The 20,041-nt window shown below is 70.9% G+C and carries 19 protein-coding genes; 5 read left to right on the forward strand and 14 right to left on the reverse strand.

Going from position 1 to position 20,041, the window contains the following annotated elements; genetic code table 11:
• The first annotated feature begins 615 nt into the window (after positions 1 to 615).
• Both OHB01_RS33610 and OHB01_RS33615 read left to right on the forward strand, forming a co-directional pair.
• The gene (locus OHB01_RS33610; RefSeq protein ID WP_142647337.1) at positions 616 to 1,143 is read left to right on the forward strand and encodes a CGNR zinc finger domain-containing protein; all 528 of its coding nucleotides are present in this window, start codon (positions 616 to 618) and stop codon (positions 1,141 to 1,143) included.
• Positions 1,144 to 1,342: 199 nt separating this feature from the next.
• Positions 1,343 to 2,782 carry an RNB domain-containing ribonuclease gene (locus OHB01_RS33615; RefSeq protein ID WP_328854502.1) on the forward strand — a complete coding sequence of 480 codons (1,440 nt, stop codon included), beginning with the start codon at positions 1,343 to 1,345 and terminating at the stop codon, positions 2,780 to 2,782.
• 23 nt (positions 2,783 to 2,805) lie between these two features.
• Here the strand turns inward: OHB01_RS33615 and OHB01_RS33620 are convergent, their stop codons facing one another.
• The 7 genes from OHB01_RS33620 to OHB01_RS33650 all read right to left on the reverse strand — a co-directional run bounded on the left by OHB01_RS33620 (position 2,806) and on the right by OHB01_RS33650 (position 9,919).
• Positions 2,806 to 5,523, reverse strand: a complete 2,718-nt coding sequence (locus OHB01_RS33620) for a DEAD/DEAH box helicase (RefSeq protein WP_147942526.1) — start codon at positions 5,521 to 5,523, stop codon at positions 2,806 to 2,808.
• A gap of 79 nt (positions 5,524 to 5,602) precedes the next feature.
• Entirely contained in the window at positions 5,603 to 6,487 is an 885-nt protein-coding gene (locus OHB01_RS33625; protein ID WP_142647340.1) for a diacylglycerol/lipid kinase family protein, read from the reverse strand.
• 48 nt (positions 6,488 to 6,535) lie between these two features.
• Positions 6,536 to 7,402, reverse strand: coding sequence for a twin-arginine translocase subunit TatC (tatC, locus tag OHB01_RS33630; protein ID WP_142647341.1), 867 nt, complete (start codon positions 7,400 to 7,402; stop codon positions 6,536 to 6,538).
• 34 nt (positions 7,403 to 7,436) lie between these two features.
• Positions 7,437 to 7,760 (reverse strand): Sec-independent protein translocase subunit TatA, encoded by a 324-nt coding sequence (gene tatA / locus OHB01_RS33635; RefSeq protein ID WP_328854503.1) that lies wholly within the window; start codon positions 7,758 to 7,760, stop codon positions 7,437 to 7,439.
• Positions 7,761 to 7,872: 112 nt separating this feature from the next.
• Positions 7,873 to 8,034, reverse strand: a complete 162-nt coding sequence (locus OHB01_RS33640) for a hypothetical protein (RefSeq protein WP_168065872.1) — start codon at positions 8,032 to 8,034, stop codon at positions 7,873 to 7,875.
• Positions 8,031 to 8,981, reverse strand: coding sequence for a helix-turn-helix transcriptional regulator (locus OHB01_RS33645; RefSeq protein ID WP_260617222.1), 951 nt, complete (start codon positions 8,979 to 8,981; stop codon positions 8,031 to 8,033). The genes OHB01_RS33640 and OHB01_RS33645 overlap by 4 nt, the downstream gene beginning before the upstream one ends.
• On the reverse strand, positions 8,978 to 9,919 hold the full coding sequence (locus OHB01_RS33650) for a helix-turn-helix transcriptional regulator (RefSeq protein WP_142647343.1): 942 nt from the start codon (positions 9,917 to 9,919) through the stop codon (positions 8,978 to 8,980). Before OHB01_RS33650 ends, OHB01_RS33645 begins: the two co-directional genes overlap by 4 nt.
• A 39-nt stretch (positions 9,920 to 9,958) precedes the next feature.
• Here OHB01_RS33650 and OHB01_RS33655 point away from each other — a divergent pair, with 39 nt between their 5' ends.
• Positions 9,959 to 11,026, forward strand: a complete 1,068-nt coding sequence (locus OHB01_RS33655; protein ID WP_142647344.1) for a DUF3866 family protein — start codon at positions 9,959 to 9,961, stop codon at positions 11,024 to 11,026.
• Here the strand turns inward: OHB01_RS33655 and OHB01_RS33660 are convergent.
• Both OHB01_RS33660 and OHB01_RS33665 read right to left on the reverse strand, forming a co-directional pair.
• A complete protein-coding gene (locus OHB01_RS33660; RefSeq protein ID WP_142618730.1) occupies positions 10,972 to 11,448 on the reverse strand; it encodes a DUF3291 domain-containing protein in 477 nt (158 codons plus the stop codon). The two genes, OHB01_RS33655 and OHB01_RS33660, sit on opposite strands and share 55 nt — an antisense overlap.
• A gap of 14 nt (positions 11,449 to 11,462) precedes the next feature.
• Positions 11,463 to 12,116, reverse strand: a complete 654-nt coding sequence (locus OHB01_RS33665) for a helix-turn-helix transcriptional regulator (RefSeq protein ID WP_260617223.1) — start codon at positions 12,114 to 12,116, stop codon at positions 11,463 to 11,465.
• A gap of 153 nt (positions 12,117 to 12,269) precedes the next feature.
• On the opposite strand from OHB01_RS33665, the gene OHB01_RS33670 reads away from it, so the two are divergent.
• A complete protein-coding gene (locus OHB01_RS33670; RefSeq protein ID WP_312845734.1) occupies positions 12,270 to 13,148 on the forward strand; it encodes a chitosanase in 879 nt (292 codons plus the stop codon).
• 65 nt (positions 13,149 to 13,213) lie between these two features.
• Here OHB01_RS33670 and OHB01_RS33675 read toward each other — a convergent pair whose 3' ends face one another.
• The 5 genes from OHB01_RS33675 to prcB form a co-directional block, all read right to left on the reverse strand.
• Positions 13,214 to 14,176 carry an FKBP-type peptidyl-prolyl cis-trans isomerase gene (locus tag OHB01_RS33675; protein WP_142647346.1) on the reverse strand — a complete coding sequence of 321 codons (963 nt, stop codon included), beginning with the start codon at positions 14,174 to 14,176 and terminating at the stop codon, positions 13,214 to 13,216.
• Positions 14,177 to 14,247: 71 nt separating this feature from the next.
• A complete protein-coding gene (gene pafA / locus OHB01_RS33680; RefSeq protein WP_030507137.1) occupies positions 14,248 to 15,606 on the reverse strand; it encodes a Pup--protein ligase in 1,359 nt (452 codons plus the stop codon).
• 69 nt (positions 15,607 to 15,675) lie between these two features.
• Positions 15,676 to 16,362 carry a hypothetical protein gene (locus tag OHB01_RS33685; RefSeq protein ID WP_147942523.1) on the reverse strand — a complete coding sequence of 229 codons (687 nt, stop codon included), beginning with the start codon at positions 16,360 to 16,362 and terminating at the stop codon, positions 15,676 to 15,678.
• Between the two features lie 337 nt (positions 16,363 to 16,699).
• Positions 16,700 to 17,533 (reverse strand): proteasome subunit alpha, encoded by an 834-nt coding sequence (prcA, locus tag OHB01_RS33690; protein ID WP_185948964.1) that lies wholly within the window; start codon positions 17,531 to 17,533, stop codon positions 16,700 to 16,702.
• A gap of 21 nt (positions 17,534 to 17,554) precedes the next feature.
• Positions 17,555 to 18,370: a proteasome subunit beta gene (prcB, locus tag OHB01_RS33695; protein WP_142647491.1), complete on the reverse strand. Its 816-nt coding sequence runs from the start codon at positions 18,368 to 18,370 to the stop codon at positions 17,555 to 17,557.
• A 233-nt stretch (positions 18,371 to 18,603) separates the two neighbouring features.
• Between prcB and OHB01_RS33700 the strand changes: the two genes are divergently transcribed.
• Positions 18,604 to 19,983 carry an extracellular solute-binding protein gene (locus OHB01_RS33700; RefSeq protein ID WP_328854505.1) on the forward strand — a complete coding sequence of 460 codons (1,380 nt, stop codon included), beginning with the start codon at positions 18,604 to 18,606 and terminating at the stop codon, positions 19,981 to 19,983.
• Positions 19,984 to 20,041: the final 58 nt, after the last annotated feature.

Genomic DNA, 20,041 nt, shown 5'->3' on the forward strand with positions numbered 1-20,041 from the left:
GCCACCGTCGCCGAGGGGAAGGCGCTCTATGGGATGGGGTGCCGGTGATTGTCCGGCGTGAATTTCTCCCCGGTCGAGGCACAACCGAGTATCAGGGTCCTGTTGCTTGCTCGCAGATTCGGCATGACCACCCTTGGTATGTCGTCCACCTGACCATTCTGGCGGCGGATCGGGGATCTCCATATCGGCCCGGCCCGGTCACGGAGGGACCCGGCGACCCCCATTCGTCGCAACGAACAGAAGAATGATGCAAAAGTCAGGATGCATTGTCAATGCGTGTGAAATAAGGGACAATTTGACAATCCATAATTCCTGCGAATAACGGAGGCCACTGCCTTCCCGCAGCGAGCGCAGGCCGGGAAGGACCTTTAAGGGCGTTTCACCCTGGCGGGGAACCCTTTTGCGCGTTCGCTGTGCCCGTGTTCACCAGGGCCGCCGCGTTGCCGGCCGCCCAGCCATACCGGCTGCCCGGAACCGGGTTCGACGACGACCTGCCACAGACTGCAGACGCAGCGTCTGTAGACGACCCATCCCTGGGACGTGCGATGGCGGGATGCCTCGGTCCAGTCATGCGCCTGCTGTCCGACCATGGGACAAGTATGTTGTAATGCCATTGTGCATTTGAACCCTTACGGCAGCCAGGCGGTCGCCCTCGCCGTGGACCTGGCCAACAGGAAGCCCGTCACCGTCGGGGAACTGGTACGCAGGTGCACCGAGGCCGGACTGATCATCGACCAGGCGGTCGAAGTGGAGGATCTCGGCCGGGTGATCGCGCTGCTGCGCGACTGGGAGCGGATCGTGGACGCCGCCGACGAGTGGGCACGCGCCGATCTGGTCAATCGCCGGCTGGCTGCGGCGGCCGCCTACCCCCGGCTCACCGATCACGCGGGCGACGGGTGGCACCTGCACTACCGCGCCGACGAGACGTCCTTCATCGAGATGCTCGACTCACTCATCTTCGTCGGAACGGCGCTGCATCTGGTCGGCCGCGGAATGCACCGGCTGGGCAGGTGCAGGCTGGCCGAGTGTAACCTCATCTACGCCGATACCTCCCGTAGCGGAAGGCAGCGTTACTGTTCACCACGCTGCGCGAACCGTGACGCGGTCCGCAGACACCGCACCATGCTTCGGTCCGGCGCGTGACCTGCTCCTCCGCTGTCCCGCGCCGTTCAGCCGGAACCCCTGCCGGATGCCGACCAGCCCAGGACGGTCCACGCGGCCTGGTGCCCGCCTGCGGCAGGGCAGGACCAGCTCCTGTACAGCCCGGCCCGCCGGTATCTGCGGCGCGACCTCCGCAGGTCGTTTACATCCTGGTATGTCCGCACTCGGGTAGGTTGATCGCGTGCCGTACACGACGATCCGCCTCCCGGACACCGCGGACGGGCTCCGCCGCGCAGTGGAAGCAGGGTTCACCCGCATCCGCGGCGAGTTCCACCTGCCGGACGGCTTCCCCGCCTCCGTACAGGAGGAGGCCGAGCGGGCCGCGGCGGCCGCCGCCGCACCGCGGGAGGACCACACCGGCCTGCCGCTGATCACCATCGACCCGCCCGGCTCGATGGACCTCGACCAGGCGCTGTGCATCGAGCGGCGCGGGACGGGCTACCGCGTGTGGTACGCGATCGCCGACGTCGCGGCGTTCGTCCGGCCCGGCGGGGCGATCGACGCCGAGGCGCGGGTCCGCGCCGAGACCGTCTACATGGCCGACGGACGCGTGCCGCTGCACCCGCCGGTCCTGTCGGAGGGCGCGGCCAGCCTGCTGCCCGGACAGACCCGCCCCGCGGCCCTGTGGCGGCTCGACCTCGGGCCCGACGGGGAGATCGAGGCGGTGGACCTGCGCCGCGCGCTGGTGCGCAGCCGGGAACGGCTCGACTACGAGACGGTCCAGGCCGCCGTGGACACCGGCCGGGCGGAGGGGACGCTCGCGCTGCTGGCCGAGGTGGGGCCGCTGCGGCTGGAACGGGAGCGGGCCAGGGGCGGGCTGTCCCTGCCGACCCCCGAGCAACAGGTGATCCCCGACGGCGACGGCGGCTATCGGGTGGAGTTCCGCACCAACCTCCCCTGCGAGGCGTGGAACGCCCAGATCTCGCTGCTCACCGGCATGGCGGCGGCCCGGATGATGCTGGACGCGGGCGTCGGCGTGCTGCGGGTGCTCCCCGAGGCGGGCCCGCAGGACGTCGGCAAGGTCCGCAGGGTCGCCGCCGCGCTCGGCGTGCCCTGGCCCGACGGCACGTCGTACGCCGAGGTCGTGCACGGGCTCGACCCGAAGATCCCCGGCCATGCCGCCTTCCTGCACGAGTCGACGGTGCTGCTGCGCGGCGCGGCCTACGTCGCGTTCGACGGCACGCCGCCCGGTCACGCGCTGCACGCCGCCATGGGCGCGCCGTACGCGCACGTCACCGCGCCGCTGCGGCGGCTCGTCGACCGGTTCGCCACCGAGGTCTGCCTGGCCGTGGCCGCGGGCCGCCCGGTTCCCGAGCAGGTCGCGGCAGCGCTGCCCGAGCTGCCGGAGCAGATGGCGATGGGCGGCAGGCGGGCCGGCGCGGTGGAGCGGGCCTGCGTGGACCTGGTCGAGGCGGCCGTGCTGCGCCCCAGGATCGGCGAGGTCTTCGAGGCGGTCGTCGTCGACGTCACCGACGGGAAGCCGGGCGGGCAGGTGCAGGTCACCGAGCCCGCCGTCATCGCCCGCTGCGACGGCGACCACCTGCCGCTCGGCGAGCGCGTCCCCGTACGGCTCACGCGCGCGGACCCCGCCACCCGCGAGGTCCGCTTCACAGCGGTGTGAACCGGGCCCGTTTTCGAACCGCGTCAGCTCACCGACGAGTAGGCGACGACACCCCGGCGCATGGCGTCGATGGCCTTGACGGCGTTCTCGGCGACCTTGCTCCCCTTCGGCGCGGCGTCCCTGAGCTGGCCGAGCAGGTCGAGCAACTGCTTGATCCAGCGGACGAAGTCGCCCGCCGCGAGCTCGCAGTCGGTCAGCACGGCGTCGAGGCTGTGGCCCTTGGCCCAGCGGAAGGCCGCCCAGGCGAAGCCCACGTCGGGCTCGCGGACGAACGACAGGCCGTGGTCCTCCTCGATGCCCTCCAGCTCGCCCCACAGCCGCACCATCTCGGTGAGCGCGTCGCGCGCGGCCCCGGCCGGGATCTTGGGGCTGCGGACGTCGTCGGCCTGCCGCGACTCGTACACCAGCGACGACACGCACGCGGCCAGCTCGGCGGGGTCGAGGCGGTTCCACACGCCCGCCCGCAGGCACTCGGCCGTGAGCAGGTCGAGCTCGGTGTAGAGCGAGGCGAGCCTGCGGCCCTGCTCGGTGACGGTCTCGCCCTCCAGGTAGCCGAGCTGGTCGAGCACGCCGCACACCCGGTCGAAGGTGCGGGCGATGACGTGCGAACGCCCCTCGACCCGGCGGCGCAGCCCCTCGGTCTCCCTGAGCAGCTTGTAGTAGCGCTCGGCCCAGCGGGCGTGGTCCTCACGCTCGTCGCAGCCGTGGCAGGGGTGCTGGCGCAGCTCCCGCCGCAGGCGCGTGACCTCCTCGTCCTCCTGGGCGTGGTCGCGCGCCCGCGGCGGCTTGCCGAGGTCGCGGTCGCCCAGCTTCGCGTGCACGGTCGAGACGAGGTTGGCCCGCTCCTTCGGCGAGCGGGGATTGAAGCCCTTCGGGATCCTGATCTTGTCGACCGGCTCGACCGGCACCGGGAAGTCCGCCGCCGACAGGCGCTTGACCTGCTTGCCGATCGTCAGCACGAGCGGCGAGGGGCCGTCGTGTCCCCGGCCGTTGACGCCGGGGTCGAGCACGACCGCGATGCCGGCGCGGCGCCCGCCCGGCACCCGGATGACGTCGCCGGGCCTGAGCACCTCCAGGGACTGCACGGCCTGGGCCCGGCGGGCCGCGCCCCGCTGGCGCGACAGCTCGGCCTCGCGGTCCGACAGCCGCCTGCGCATCGCGGCGTACTCCTCGAAGTCGCCCAGATGACACGTCATGGCCTCGGCGTAGCCCTCGAGGGCCTGCTCCGCCTTGCGGAGCTGGCGGGCCAGCCCGACCACGGCCCGGTCGGCCTGGAACTGGGCGAAGGAGTCCTCCAGCAGGGTCCGCGCCCGCTCCCGGCCGACCTGCCCGACGAGGTTGACCGCCATGTTGTACGACGGCTTGAAGCTGGAGCGCAGCGGATAGGTGCGGGTGCCGGCGAGACCGGCGACCGCGAGCGGGTCCATCCCCGGCTGCCAGACCACGACCGCGTGGCCCTCGATGTCGATGCCGCGCCGCCCGGCCCGGCCGGTGAGCTGGGTGTACTCCCCCGGGGTCAGGTCGGCGTGGGTCTCACCGTTCCACTTGTCGAGCTTCTCGATCACCACGGACCTGGCCGGCATGTTGATGCCGAGCGCCAGCGTCTCGGTCGCGAAGACCGCCTTCACCAGTCCCTTGGTGAACAGCTCCTCCACGACCTCCTTGAACGCCGGGAGCATGCCCGCGTGGTGGGCGGCCAGCCCGCGCTCCAGGCAGTCGCGCCACTCCAGGTAGCCGAGCACCGCGAGGTCCTCGTCCGGCAGGTGCGCGGTGCGGTCGTCCACGATCTGGCGGATCTCGTGGCTCTCGGCCTCCGTGGTGAGGCGCAGCCCCGAGTAGAGGCACTGCATGACGGCGGCGTCGCAGCCGTTCCTGGAGAAGATGAAGGTGATCGCCGGCAGCAGGCCCTCGGCGTCGAGCTTCTCGATCACGTCCGACCGGCTCGGGGTCGTGCCCCGGCCGGGCCGCGAGTAGCCCCGCCTGCCCCTGGCCTGGGCCAGCCGCATCTCGTCGCGGGAGATCCGCATGAGCGACGGGTTGACCCGCAGCGTGCCGTCGCCTTCGTCGACGAACAGGTCGAACATCTTGTTGCCGACGAGCATGTGCTGCCACAGCGGGACGGGCCGGTGCTCGTCCACGATGACCGTGGTGTCGCCCCGCACCTCGCCCAGCCACTCGCCGAACTCCTCGGCGTTGCTCACCGTGGCCGACAGGGCCACCACCCGCACCGACTCCGGCAGGTGGATGATGACCTCTTCCCAGACCGCCCCGCGGAACCGGTCGGCCAGGTAGTGGACCTCGTCCATGACCACATAGCCGAGGCCGGTGAGGGTGTTCGACCCCGCGTACAGCATGTTGCGCAGGACCTCGGTGGTCATGACCACGATCGGGGCCTCGCCGTTGACGCTGTTGTCGCCGGTCAGCAGGCCGACCTTGCCCGGGCCGTACCGCCTGACCAGGTCGTTGTACTTCTGGTTGGACAACGCCTTGATCGGCGTCGTGTAGAAGCACTTGCGGCCCTGCTCCAGCGCCAGGTGGACGGCGAACTCCCCCACCACCGTCTTGCCCGACCCGGTCGGCGCCGCCACCAGCACGCCGTCCCCCGCCTCCAGCGCCTGGCAGGCGTCGATCTGGAACTCGTCGAGCTCGAAGTCGTAAAGTGCGCGGAACGAGGCGAGAGCGGGTCCGGATCCGGACTGCCTCTCACGGAAGGCGGCATAGCGTTCCGCTGGCGTACTCATACCGTCAACCCTACCGATAACGGGATTCCGGGCGTCCGTGATCAGTGTTCCTTCTCAGCGAACGCGTTCACGCCGAAGCTCACGGAACGAGCACGCGCAGCGCTCCCGGCTCGATCGTGCAGGTCAGCGGGACCGGCCCGGCCCGCTCGCCGTCGGCGTACGCCACGACGTCCCCGTGCGGGGCCTCGATCTCGACCCGCCGGGCGCGTCGCAGGGTCACGGCGGGGTGGGCCGTATGGCCGCCCCGATAGACGCGGGGAAAGGTGCGCAGGAACTCGCCCTTCGGCATCGCCCCGAGCACGAGCACGTCGAGCAGGCCGTCGTCGGGCCGGGCGTCCGGGCACACCCGCATCCCGGCGCCGTACGACCGGGTGTTGGCCACCGCCACGAGCATCGCCTCGCGCTCGACGACCTGCCCGTCGAGGGTGATCCGGAACGGGATCGGGGTGAACGAGCGCAGCTCGCGCGCGAGCGCGACCAGATATTTCGCCATGCCGGGCGGCCACGTCATGGCGTTGGCCCGCTCGTTGACACGGGAGTCGAACCCGCAGGCGAGGACCCCCGCGAACCACTCGCCGGTGCCCAGCCTGGCCGCGTCGATCGTCCGGAGGCCGCCCGCGGTCACGACGTCGGCGGCGGCGAGCGGGTCCTTGCGCGGGATGCCGAGGGCGCCGGCGATGTCGTTGCCGGTCCCGGCGGGCACGATTCCGAGCGGCACTGCCGTCCCGGCGACGGCCTGCACGGCGAGGTGGACCAGTCCGTCGCCGCCGAAGGCGACGAGCGCGGCCGGTGCGGCGGCGACGGCCTCGCGGGCCCGCTCCAGGGCATCCGCCGCCGAGGTCCCGACGATAACCGAGACCGGGCGGCCACCCGCCCGCAACCGCTGTAAAACGGGGTCGAGCAGGCGCAGGGTACGGCCGCCGCGGGCGGCGGGGTTCACCAGGACGGTGATCTCATCGGCCACATGGGGAACCTACCGCCGCCCACCGGACGGCACCAGAGGGATATTCGGTCAGTCCCTCAGATCGACCGAGTCCGCCGTGCCCTCGGAGGCGGACGGCCCGTCGAGCTCCTCCTCGATGGCCCGTGCGTGCGCCGCGTCGGCGGCGTCGCGCTTCTTGTCGTGGAAGTACATGAACGCCTCCGCGATGAAGAACAGCGCGACCATGGGGAGCGCCAGGGCCAGCATGGTGACGGGATCCTGGCTCGGCGTCGCGACGGCCGCGAAGACGAACATCAGGAAGACGACCATGCGGGTGTGCTTGGACACCGTCTTGAACCGGAGCACCCCGATGACGTTGAGGAACACGAGCAGCAACGGCAACAGGAAGGAGGCGCCGAAGATGATCAGCATCGCGAGCGCGAAGCTGAGGTACTCGTTGATGCTCACCAGCGTCAGCGTGCCCTCGGGGGCGAAGCTCAGCAGCAGCGACAGGCCCTTGTCCATCGTGACGTAGGCCAGGGCCGAGCCGGCGGTGAACAGCGGGACGGACAGCCCGAGGAACGCCATGGTGTAGCGGCGCTCGTTCTGGTAGAGGCCGGGGGTCACGAACGCCCAGATCTGGTAGATCCAGAACACCGCCGAGACCACCACACCGAAGATGATGGCGACCTTGAGGTTGACGAAGAACGAGTCGAAGACCCCGTTGACCACCAGCGTGCACTTGTCGCCGTTGAGCTGGTGGGCCTGCGGCAGCCGGCAGTAGGGCTGCTTGAGGAAGTTCCAGATGGGCTCGAAGTAGATGAACCCGACGGCGGTCCCGACGGCCACCGCCAGAATGGCCTTGATCAGCCGGTTGCGCAGCTCGCGGATGTGCTCCATGAGCGTCATCCGCCCGTCGTCCGCCGTGGCGGGAGTCGAGCGTTTCAACAGGGCCATCTAGCTCGTCCTGAGATCGGTGGGGATGCGGCGCCTAGTTGGAGCGCTGCTCGTTCTGCGAGCTCACGGGCTGCTGACTCTCACGCAGCTTCCGGTTCTCCTCCTCCAGGAGGCGCAGCCGCTCCTCGATGGACGGGGTGCCGGGCGGGATCTGCGCCGCCTGCGGAGCGACCGGCTCGGCCTGCGCCTGCACCGTCTGCCGCGCCTCGTCCTCGTCGCTCATCTTGCTGGTTTCCTTCTTGAACATGCGCAGCGACTGCCCCAGGGCCTTCGCGGTGTCCGGGAGCTTCTTGGCGCCGAAGAGAAGGATCAGAACCAGGAGGATCAGGATCCATTCCATGGGTCCGAGGTTGGGCATGTCGTGTCCTTACCGCGAGGGCCGTGTACTACCTCCCGATCGTACGCGCCCCGCACGCCAAAGTTCACCTGTCCACGAGCCTCAAAATCACATCAATCGCGGGCAAAGCCCACTATTCGGGCATTCCAAGTCGGCCCCTTGCCCGGCGGACCTCGGTCTGCAGGTCCCGCGCCGCGGCGAGCACCCGGACGGCCGGCCACGCGAGGACGGCGAGCCCCGCCACGGTCACCGCCGCCAGGGCGAAGAGCACGGCCATGTCACCCGCCCCGGTCACACGGTCTCGTAGTTGGCCAGCGCCTGCTTGGCGGTGGCCGTGACCCGCTCGGCGAGGGACGCCGGCGACAGCACCCGGCCGCTGTCGCCCAGCCGGAGCGCGAGCCGTACGAGCCAGGACTGGTCGCGGGCCCGCAGGGAGACGCGCAGGCGGCCCTCCCCGAGCTCGGCGACCTCCTCGCAGGGGTAGTACTCCGCCACCCAGCGGCCCGCCGGGGTCAGCTCCAGCTCCACCAGCTCGTCGCCGTCCGACGGCCGGAACACGCCCTGGGTGACGTCCATCGGCTCGGCCTCGGCCGGCGGATCGGCCGGCACGTCGAGGACCTCGACCTCGACGATCCGGTCGAGGCGGAACATGCGCATCGCCTCGGCGCGGTAGCACCAGCCCTCCAGGTAGTGCCGCCCGTCCACGAGCACGACCCGCAGCGGGTCGACCTCCCTGGGGGTGATCTCGTCGCGCCCCGGCACGTAGTAGCGCAGCGACAGCCTGCGGCCCCGGCGCGCGGCGTCGGTGATGACGGCGTGGGCGTCCGGCGCCGCGCCGATCTCCACCTGGACCTGGCTGCTCACCGTGGCCGCGCCCTCGCCCGCCGCCTGCTCCAGCTTGGCGATGACCCGGCCGAGCACGTCGCGACCCTGGAACTCGGGCAGCTCGTCGAGCATGCGCAGCGCGACGAGCAGCGCGCTCGCCTCGTCGAGGCCGAGCTTGAGCGGCCGGGCGATCGCCTCGGCGTTGTCGATGAGGATCTCGCCGCCGTCCCAGGAGACGTCGATCAGGTCGCCGGGCGTGTGGCCGGGCAGGCCGCACATCCAGACGAGCTGGAGGTCGTCGATGAGCTGCTTTTCCGACAGGCCGAACAGCCGCGCCACCTCGGGCACCTGCGCGCCCGGGTGCGACATGAGGTACGGCACGAGCGCGAGCAGCCGCGGCAGCCGGTCAGAGCTCACTGCAACGCCCCCTTCAGACGGCGGATCACGGCGTCGCGCGCGTCCGGCGGGTCGAGCACGACGGCGTCCGGGCCGAGGCTGGCCAGCCACCCGGCGAGCCGTTCCGCGTCGGCGAAGGTCACCTCGGCCTCGTCCCACTCGTCCGGCCCGGGACGCACCGCCTGGGCGGCGTGCCGCAGGCCGAGGCAGGTGCCCTTGCGCACGCGCACCAGGGCGACCCGCTCGTTCGGCAGCTCCTGGAAGCCCACCATGGCCCGCAGGTCCAGCCCCTCGGGCACGGTGAACGCCCCCGGCCGCCCGAGCGTGGACACGGCCCCGGCGATCCGGCTGAGCCGGAAGACCCGGGCGGCGCCGCGGTCGCGGTCGTGCCCGACCAGATACCACCGGCCGCGCCTGCTGACGACCCCCCACGGCTCGACCGTGCGCCGCAGCACCGACTCGCTGCCGGCCGACCGGTAGTCGAAGGCGACCGCGCGCCGGTCGCGTACGGCCTCCCACAGCGCGGGGAACGCGGGGTCGCGGGTGTCCACCCGCAGCTCCAGCGGGCTCTCCGCGAGGTCGGCGTGCACGCCGCCCGCGGTCAGCTTCAGCAGCGCCCCGCTGGCCGCCTCGGCGAGGCTGGCCCGCTGCCACACCTGCGCGGCCAGGCCGATGACGGCGGCCTCGTCGGGCTCCAGCGTGATCTCGGGCAGCTCGTACGCCTCGCGCACGATCCGGTAGCCGGGGTCGTCCTCCCAGGGGTCCTTGTGGACCTCGATGGGGATGCCGATCTCGCGCAGCTCGTTCTTGTCGCGCTCGAACATGCGCTGGAAGGCCTCGTCGTTGTCCGGGTCGTAACCGGGGACGGCCTGCCGGATCTGCTCCGCGCTCAGCGGCCGCCGCGTCGCGAGCAGGCAGATAACCAGATTGAGCAGCCGCTCGGTCTTCCGCCGCGACATCGGGCCTCCCTTCCGATGGAGAACGCTACCCTTTTCGGCGTGATCAGATGGCGCAAGGGCGAAGTGGTGCGGGTCCGGCGCGAGTGGCCGGGGGCGGTGGAGCTCGACGTCGCCGTCGCCGAGGGCGAGTGCCGGGCGCTCGCCTATCCCCCGCTGGTGGGACGCCCTGAGGTGGGCGACACCGTGCTGCTCAACACGACCGCCCTCGCCATGGGTCTCGGTACGGGAGGGTACGCCATGGTGGTGGCCGTCCCGGACCGTTTGCCGCAAGATCCTTCGGGCCCGGGCCACCTGGTGAAGGCACGCTACACGCCGTTGCAGGCCACGGTGCTCGGCGCGGACGAGCAGGGGTCCCCGCACCACGAGGCGCTGCGGGAGGCCGACTCGGTCGACGGCATGCCCGTGGTCGTCGCCGACCTGCACTCCGCCCTGCCCGCGATCCTGTGCGGCCTCTACGCGGACGCCCCCGGGATCAGGGTGGCGTACGTGATGCAGGACGGCGGGGCGCTGCCTGCCTGGTTCTCGATGTCGTGCGCGACGCTGCGCGAGCGTGACTGGCTGTGCGGGGTGGTGACGACCGGCCAGTCCTTCGGCGGCGACGTGGAGGCGGTCACCCTGCACACCGGCCTGCTGGCCGCCCGCCACGTGCTCGGGGCCGACGTCGCCGTAGTCGCCCAGGGGCCGGGCAACCTCGGCACCGGCACCCGCTGGGGATTTTCCGGCGTCGCCGCGGGCGAGGCGGTCAACGCCGCCGCCGTGCTGGCCGGGCGGCCCGTGGCCGCGCTGCGGGTCAGCGAGGGAGACCGCCGCGAGCGGCACGTCGGGGTGTCGCACCACTCCCTCACGGCGTACGGCCGGGTCGCGCTGGCCCCGGCCCAGGTGGTCGTGCCGGATCTGCCCGGCGAGTTCGGGGCGGCGGTGCGCGAGCAGGCCGCGGCCCTGGCCACCCGCCACGAGATCGTGACCGTGCCGGTGGACGGCCTGCGCGAGGCGCTCAAGGCGTCCCCGGTGCGGCTGTCCACCATGGGCCGCGGCCTGGAGGAGGACCTGGCCTACTTCGTGACCTCCGCCGCCGCCGGGAGGCACGCGGCGTCGCTGCTGTCGTAGAAGTCCTTGAACGTGAACGCCTCCGGGCCCGGCCCCTGAGCCCGGAGCAGCTCCAGGCGCGCGATGGCCTCGTCGAGCGGCGGCCGGTGGCCCTCGGGCACCCACCACATCACCGTGTATGGCTCGGCCATCCGGAGGAACCACTGCCGGCGGCGCCGCATCACCTCCAGGTGGGCACTGCGATAGACGAAGTTCCACAACGTCTCGCGGGACTCCCAGACCGAGACGTTCACGACCAGCATCGGCCCGTAGTCGTGCTGGATCAGGTCGGTGGGCTCGTCGCCCTCCTTCATGCGCCAGACGAAGCCGGGCGCGTCGTCCGACACCTCGTAGATCGGCGCCAGGGCGGCGAGGAAGCTCGCCAGTGCGGGTGAGTCGAGGGGTTCCCTGAGATGGGCGACGTTGAGCTGGGCGAGATGCATGCCGCGATTCTATGTCAATCTACGTTGTTTTTAGAAGGCCCGAAGACCACGCAGCACTCCTCCGGTCTCGGGTCGAGCGCCGCGACGACCCCGGTCTCGCCCAGACCGGCCAGCATCCCCTCGCAGAGCGCGAGGTTCATCGAGCACACGAGCAGCGGATGAGTGTCGGCCAGCACATGGAAGGGGCAGTTGCGCAGCCGCACCCGCCCGTCCTCCTCGTACGGCTCGTAGCCGCGCGCACGCAGCATCTCGACGAGGTCGCCGCCCGCCTCACCGGCGGCCAGCCGCTCCCCGGTCCGGCGGGCGGCCTCCTCGGCCTTCTCCTCGCCGCCCAGCAGGTCGACGGTCTCCGCCAGCACGAGCGCGAGCGTGCGATAGTCGCGGGGCGGCAGGCTCACGGTCCGCTCCTCGCGCACCCGCCGGTAGACCTTCGCGGGGCGTCCGCCGCCGGGGCCGGCCTTGCCGCTGAGCCGCCGGAAGCCCGCCTCGAGCAACCCCGCGTCGACCAGTTTGTCCAGATGGTGGGCCGCCAGCGTGCGCTGGACTCCGGTCGCCTCGGCCGCCTCGTTTCGGCCCACGTCACGCCCCTGCTCGGCCACGAACCGATACAGCGCCCGCCGTACGGGATCGCCGAGCACGCTCATCGACTCCAGGTCGTCGCTCGTCACAGGCGGAGTCTACGGCGAGCCGTTGACGCGGCCGTACGGCGCTGCTTTCATTAGGAAACCTTCCTAACTAGACCCCCTCACGGAGGGCTCACCCCCGCCCGCGCCCCTTCCCGCCACGTCGCACGGCCGCGGGCGGAGAACGGAGCGACGCACGTGAAAGACCCGCTGATCAGGCGCACTCCCCGGCTCACTCCCCGGCGCGCGGCTGTGCTGCTCGCGGCCGCAGCGGCCGTGCTCCCCGCGAACGCGGCGGCGGCCGCGACCGGCGGCGGTCCGGCCGCCGCCCGGGAGAACGTGAAGGTGGCGGTCAAGGCGGCGCCGGTCGACCTCACCGACCCGAAGAAGAAGGAGATCGCGATGGAGCTCGTCTCCAGCGCGGAGAACTCCACCCTCGACTGGAAGGCCCAGTACAAGTACATCGAGGACATCGACGACGGGCGTGGCTACACCGCCGGCATCATCGGCTTCTGCTCGGGCACCGGCGACATGCTCGACCTGGTCGAGCTCTACACCGCGCGCAAGCCCGGCAACGTGCTGGCGAAGTATCTGCCCGCACTGCGGAAGGTGAACGGCACCGACTCGCACCGGGGGCTGGACCCGGACTTCCCCAGGGACTGGCGCGCCGCCGCCGCCGACCCCGCGTTCCAGCAGGCGCAGAACGACGAGCGCGACCGGGTCTACTTCAACCCCGCCGTAACCCAGGCCAAGGCCGACGGCCTGCGCGCGCTCGGGCAGTTCGCCTACTACGACGCCATGGTGATGCACGGCCCCGGCTCCGATCCGGTCAGCTTCGGCGGCATCCGCAAGACGGCCATGAAGAAGGCCAGGACCCCGGCGCAGGGCGGCGACGAGGTCGCCTACCTCAACGCGTTCCTCGACGCCCGCAAGGCCGCGATGAAGACCGAGGAGGCGCACAGCGACACCAGCCGGGTCGACACCGCCCAGCGGGTGTTCCTCAAGAACGGCAACCTCGACCTCGACCCGCCGCTGCGCTGGAAGGTCTACGGCGACGGCTACCAGATCCTGAGCTGACCCCCGTACGCCGAGGGCCCCTCCCACCGCCCGGGTGGAAGGGGCCCCTGCCGTACGGGTGACCGTCAGGCCGCGCCGAGAACGTCCACGACGAAGACGAGCGTGTCGGTGCCCTTGATGCCGCCCTGCGCGTTGCCCTCCTTGCCGTAGCCGAGGTCCGGCGGGATCGTCAGCAGGACGCGGCTGCCGACCGGGACGCCGGTCAGGCCCTGCGCCCAGCCCTTGACGACCTGGTTGAGGGCGAACGTCGCGGGCTGGCCCCGCTCCCAGCTGGAGTCGAACTGCTTGTCGGTGCCCCAGATCTTGCCGACGTAGTGGGCGAGGACCGTCTGATCGGCCTTCACCTCCGGGCCGCCGCCCTTGATGACGGTCTTGACGACCAGCTTCTTGGGCGCCTTCTCGGTGGTCTTGGTGGTCAGCGTCGGCGCCTTGTCGCCACCGGGGTTCTCCAGCTTCACCCCGTCGACGCCGGGGTCGACGGCGGCGCCCTGGACCGACTTCAGCGCGGCCGACACCACGTCGATGACGAGCACCTGCGACGTCGTGTCGAAGTCCTGGCCCTGCTGCTTGGCCTGCTCGACCTGCTCCGGGCTCAGGTTGTCCTTGGCGACGACGGCCATGACCCGGCCGCCCGGCTTGGCGCCGACCAGCGCCTCGTGCAGCGCCTTGGGCAGCTGCGGGCTGACCGACACGAACTCCGCCCTGCCCTGGTCGTAGTCGGACCCGGCCGCCTTGTTCTCCTTGCCGTCCCAGTTGTAGACGGTGACGTTGGCGGTGAGGACGTCGCCGTCCTTGGCCGGGGTGCCCTGGCCCTCGATGACCTTGACGGAGGCGGAGGTGAGCGAGGGCTTGCCCGCCGGGAAGGTCAGGGTGGGCTTCTTGCCGGCCTCTCCCGTCACCTTGATGGCCGAGGCGGCGGCCTGGCCACTGGAGGTGGGGCTCGCACTGGACGCGCTCTTCTGCGCGGTGCCGCAGGCGGCGGCGAGCAAAAGGGGCAGGGCGGCGACGAGTGCCGTACGACGGCGCATATGGGATTCCTCAAACAGACAGCGGGTCCGGGCCAGGCTACCCGAACCCGCCGTCAGAGCGGTGTAAGAGATCACATGCCGGCGATGAGCTTCTCGACTCGCTCGTCCACGCTGCGGAACGGATCCTTGCACAGCACCGTCCGCTGGGCCTGGTCGTTGAGCTTCAGGTGGACCCAGTCGACGGTGAAGTCGCGCCGCTTCTCCTGGGCCTTGCGGATGAACTCTCCGCGCAGCTTGGCCCGTGTGGTCTGCGGCGGAACCGACTTGGCCTCGAAGATGCGGACGTCGTCGGCCACCCTCTCGACCGCCCCGCGCTTCTGCAGGAGATAGAACAGCCCGCGCTTGCGGTGGACGTCGTGATAGGCGAGATCCAGTTGCGCGACACGCGGCGACGACAGCGGAAGGTCGTACTTCTGTCTGTAACGTTCAATCATCTGATATTTGGTGACCCAGTCGATCTCGCGCGAGACGAGGTCGAGGTCGCCCGTGTCGACCGCCCGGAGCGTGCGCTCCCACAGCTCCAGCACCCGCTTGGCGATGGCGTCCCCACCACGCCTGTCGACGAAGTCCTGCGCCTTGGTCAGGTATTCCTGCTGGATCTCCAGCGACGACGCCTCACGGCCGTTGGCCAGGCGCACCCTGCGCCTGCCCGTCATGTCGTGGGACACCTCCCGGATCGCCCTGATCGGGTTCTCCAGGGACAGGTCGCGCATCACCACACCGGCCTCGATCATGCGCAGCACCAGGTCGGTGGCGCCGACCTTGAGCAGCATCGTGGTCTCGCTCATGTTCGAGTCGCCCACGATGACGTGCAGCCGGCGGAACCGCTCGGCGTCCGCGTGCGGCTCGTCACGGGTGTTGATGATCGGCCGGGACCGGGTGGTCGCCGAGGAGACGCCCTCCCAGATGTGCTCGGCCCGCTGGGACACGCAGTAGACGGCTCCGCGCGGCGTCTGCAGCACCTTGCCCGCACCGCAGATGATCTGCCGCGTCACCAGATAAGGGATCAGGACGTCGGCCAGCCGCCCGAACTCCCCGTGCCGGCCCACGAGGTAGTTCTCGTGGCAGCCGTATGAGTTGCCGGCCGAGTCGGTGTTGTTCTTGAACAGGTAGATGTCGCCCGCGATGCCTTCCTCGCGGAGCCGCTTCTCGGCGTCCACGAGGAGGCCCTCCAGGATCCGCTCCCCCGCCTTGTCGTGCGTGACCAGCTCCACGACGTTGTCGCATTCAGGGGTGGCGTACTCGGGATGGCTGCCCACGTCCAGGTAGAGACGTGCGCCGTTGCGCAGGAATACGTTGCTCGATCGGCCCCAGGACACCACTCGCCGGAACAGGTACCGCGCCACCTCGTCCGGCGACAGCCTCCGCTGCCCGCGGAACGTGCAGGTGACGCCGTACTCGTTCTCCAGCCCGAATATGCGTCGATCCATCACCTCACACTATTCCCATAAACCGGCGGCCGAACAGTGATCAGGCGGGGGAATGCCGAGAAGAAGGACTCAGGCGGCGTAGATCTCCGTCACCTTGACGATCTGCCCGCCCTTGACGGTGATGAGCGCCCGCAGGTCGCCCTTGTCGGCCCGCAGCACCAGCTTGTCCCGGGAGCAGCGCTCGGTGCCCAGGTAGTCGCCGTCGATGGTCTGGTCCTTGCCGTCGCAGCCGACAGCGCTGAGGAAGACGACGCCGGCGGCGATCGGCGCGGCGAAGGCCGTCACGTCGCCCTCCGGCGGTCCCTCGAAGTGGCCGGTCGTGCTGCCGCCGTACTCCTTCACGAACTTGATGGGGCGATACTCCGCCACGTTCTCGTCGTGCATGGCCACGAGCTGACCGCGTACGACACCGTCGCTGCTGGGGCTGAGCCCCTTGGTGAAGTCGTGATCGGGATCCGACTGGATGGTCCCGCCGAAGGGGGCCGGCGTCTTGTCCGTGATCGGCGGCCCGGCCTTGACCGGCTTGCGCGTCGGCGCGGTCGTCGCCGGGTCGGTGGGCGTGTCGTCCGCCGGGGCCTCGGAGGCGGCCGGGTCGGCGGACGGTTCCGCGGGCGACGCCGGGGCCGTCACCGTCACGGTGGCGGTCACGGTGGGCGAGGCCGAGGTGCCGGAGGCCGAGGAGCACGCGGTCAGCGACAGGAGGGTGACGGCGACGGCCGGAACGGCTCCTCGCCGAAAGAGATCAAAAGTCGTCATAACGGCACGAGACTAGCGAAGTCAAGGTTCGGCCGAGCCGAAACGCCCGACCCGGCGCACCCGGGACACCCGCCCTCGGGTGCCCGGCCCAGAGCGACCGAGCCTCCTCGGCGAGCCGGAGGCCGGGACCGGCGTGCCCAGGCCGAACTGTCCGGCCCGAGCACCCGAACCGGCACGCCTGAGCTGAAGTGCCCGGCCCCCACCGCCCGACCCGAAGTGGCTGAACCGGGGTGCCCGAACTGGAGTGCCCGAACTGGAGTGCCCGAGTGATCCCATGACACGGCGGCGCCGCGCCCCCAGGGCGCGGCGCCGCGGCCGTACGGACGGAAGGTGGGGACTACTCGCCGGAGCCCGTGTCGATGTCGCCCTCGGGGGCGATCGGCGGGGCGGTGTCGGGAGCCTGCTCGCCCTGTGCCTGCTCGCCGCCGCCCTGCTCCGCCTGGTCCTCGGCGGCGGGCTGCGCGCTCTCCTGGCTCTCCTTGGCGGCCTCCAGGAGCTTCTCCAGGCGGGGCCCGGTCAGGCGCAGGAACTTGCGGTGCTCCCTGCTCCGGTCGAGGACGGCGACCTCGATCTGGGTCGCAGGGGGACGTTCGCCGCCCGGCTCGGTCAGGGCGGCCAGCGCGGCGTCGAGGGCCTGCGGCAGCGGCAGCCCCTCGCTGTAGCGCTCCTTCAGGCGGCCTCCGACGGAGTCGGCCTGGCCGCCGATCACGGCCATGCCCTGCTCGTCGAAGACGGAGCCGTCGAAGGTGATCCGGTAGATCTGGTCGTCTTCGGGCGCCTCGCCGACCTCCGCGACGACGATCTCCACCTCGAACGACTTGATCGACTCGGTGAAGATCATGCCGAGCTGCTGGGCGTACAGGTTCGCGAGGCCGCGGCCGGTGACGTCGGTGCGGTTGAACGTGTAGCCGTTGATGTCCGCGTAGCGGATGCCCGCCAGGCGGAGCGACTCGAACTCGTTGTAGCGCCCCACCGCGGCGAAGCCGATGCGGTCGTAGATCTCACTGATCTTGTGCAGGGCCTTGGACGGGTTGGGCGCCACGAACAGGATGCCGTCGGCGTACTGCATCACGACCACGCTGCGACCGCGAGCGATGCCCTTGCGGGCATACTCCGCCCTGTCCCGCATGATCTGCTCGGGCGAGGCATATCCTCCGAAGGGGATGGACACCGGGGGTGATCCTCTCTTGGGTTAGCGCAGCGGCGCGATCGGGCCTTCGGGGGCGGTCATCCGCCTCTCCAGCATGGACTCCACGAACTCGGCGACCTCGTCGTCCGGGAGACGGCGGAAGCCGTCCGCGGTGATGACGGCCACGACCGGCCAGATCTTCCGCATCACGTCGGGGCCGCCGGTCGCCGAGTCGTCGTCGGCGGCGTCATACAGGGCGTGCAGGCAGGCCAGCACCGTGTCCTGCGGGCTGGCGTTCTCCCGGTAGAGCTTCTTGAGCGACCCCCGGGCGAAGATCGAACCCGAGCCGATCGAGTGGAACTCCTTCTGCTCGTACGGCCCGCCGCCCACGTCGTAGCTGAAGATCCGCCCGGCGTCGCGGGCGGGGTCGTACGCCGCGAAGAGCGGCACGACCACGAGGCCCTGCATGGCCATGGGCAGGTTCCCGCGGATCATGGTGGCCAGGCGGTGCGCCTTGCCCTCGGTCGACAACGAGCGGCCTTCGGTCTTCTCGTAGTGCTCCAGCTCGACGCGGTAGAGCCTGGCCAGCTCCAGGCCGGTGCTGGCGGTGCCCGCGATGCCCATGCAGGAGTAGTCGTCTGTGCGGAACACCTTCTCGATGTCCCGCTGCGAGATGATGTTCCCGGAGGTCGCACGCCTGTCGCCCGCCATCACCACGCCGCCGGCGCAGGTCGCCGCGACGATGGTGGTCGCGTGCGGGATCTCGTCGCCCACCGGCGCCGCCAGCGACTCGTTGCGGGCGGGCAGCAGGTTCGGCGCGTGCACGCCTAGGAACTCCGAGAACGACGACGATCCCGTATATGTGAAGAGGCTGTTCATCCAGGCTGGCTGAGATGCCACGCGACTCCCTCCAAGCGTGCGTTGTTACGCCCGACCATACTCAGGTCTCAGCATTGGTTGCACTCTTCCCGATCAGCTCAGCGCGAACCAGACATCCCACAAGAGGCCGGGCGCGCGTCCCTTACTCGTTCACCAAACCGTTTCTTTACGTGTTGGTAATCGCGTGCGAGGGTCGATTTGTCCGTACATCAGGACTTACGGGGAGGTCGATCATGAGACCTGCACTCGCGGTGGCGGCGGTGGCCCTGCTGACCCTGGGCGCCTGCGGCACCGGCTCCGGCGATGACGGCGGCTCCGCGGGCGAGGGCGTCACCCTGACCATCACCTCCAACTCGATCTCCGGCGGCAAGAACGCCGAGACCGCCGACTGGACGGCCGAGTGGGTCATCCCCCGGTTCGAGGCCGCGCAGAAGGCCAAGGGCCGCGACGTCCGTGTGGTGTTCCAGCCGAGCGGCGTGGACGACGAGCAGTACAAGACCAAGATCGCCCTCGACCTCAAGTCGCGGGCGGGCGCCGACGTCATCGACCTCGACGGCATCTGGGTGGGCGAGTTCGCCCAGGCCGGGTACATCAAGCCGCTCGCCGAGGTCGCCGGTCCCGAGGCGGACTCCTGGGAGGGCTGGAGCCGCATCCCGCAGGCCGTGCAGGGCCTCGGCACGTTCGAGGGCAAGAGGTACGGCCTGCCGCAGGGCACCGACGGGCGGGTGCTGTTCTACAACAAGGCCCTGTTCCGGAAGGCCGGCCTGCCCGACCCCTGGCGGCCGCGGAGCTGGCAGGAGATCCTCGACGCCGGCGCGGCGCTCAAGAAGGCAGGCGTCCCCGTCCCGATCCAGATCAACGCGGGCACCGCCATGGGCGAGGCGACGACCATGCAGGGCGCGCTGCCGCTGCTGGCGGGCGCGGGGGCGGAGATCTACGCCGACGGCAAGTGGACCGGCGCCTCCCGGGCGCTCAAGGACGTGCTCGGCTTCTACCGGCGGGTCTACTCCGGCGGCCTCGGCGACCCCAGGCTGCAGCAGGAGGCGCGCGGGCGGGACAAGTCGTTCGCCCAGTTCGCCGAGGGCAGGATCGCGATCCTGGCGGAGGGCGACTACTTCTGGCGGTCGGTCATCGAGCCCAAGGCCGGGGTCGCCCCGATGAAGGACCGCGACTCGGTCGTCGGCTACGCCCTGATCCCCGCCCAGCGTCCCGGCGCCGGCATCCGGGGCCAGGACTTCGTCAGCATGTCGGGCGGCGCCGTACGGGTGCTCAACCCCAACGCGAAGAACCCGAAGCTGGCCTGGGAACTGCTGTCGTTCATGCACTCGGCCGAGGCCACCACGTCGCAGCTCGCCGGGGCCGCCCGGATCACGTCGCGCACGGACGTGAACGACGCGGTGCTGGGGGCCGACCCGATGCTGAAGTTCGTCTCCGACGAGGTGCTGCCCCTCACGGCGTACCGGCCGCCGCTGGCCGTCTACCCGCAGGTGTCGGTCGCCCTGCAGGAGGCCACGGCCGCGGTCGTGTCGGGCACGAGCGTGGACGAGGCGGCCGCCGCCTACCAACGCAAGGTCGAGTCCCTCGTCGGCGGCCCCGCCGATGTCGCGAGCTGAGCCCGGCACGCCGGGCCGCCGGCCCGGACCGGGGAGACGCGCGGGAACGAGGCGGCCA

Origin of the sequence: Microbispora hainanensis (assembly GCF_036186745.1) — a bacterium.
Taxonomy (GTDB): domain Bacteria; phylum Actinomycetota; class Actinomycetes; order Streptosporangiales; family Streptosporangiaceae; genus Microbispora.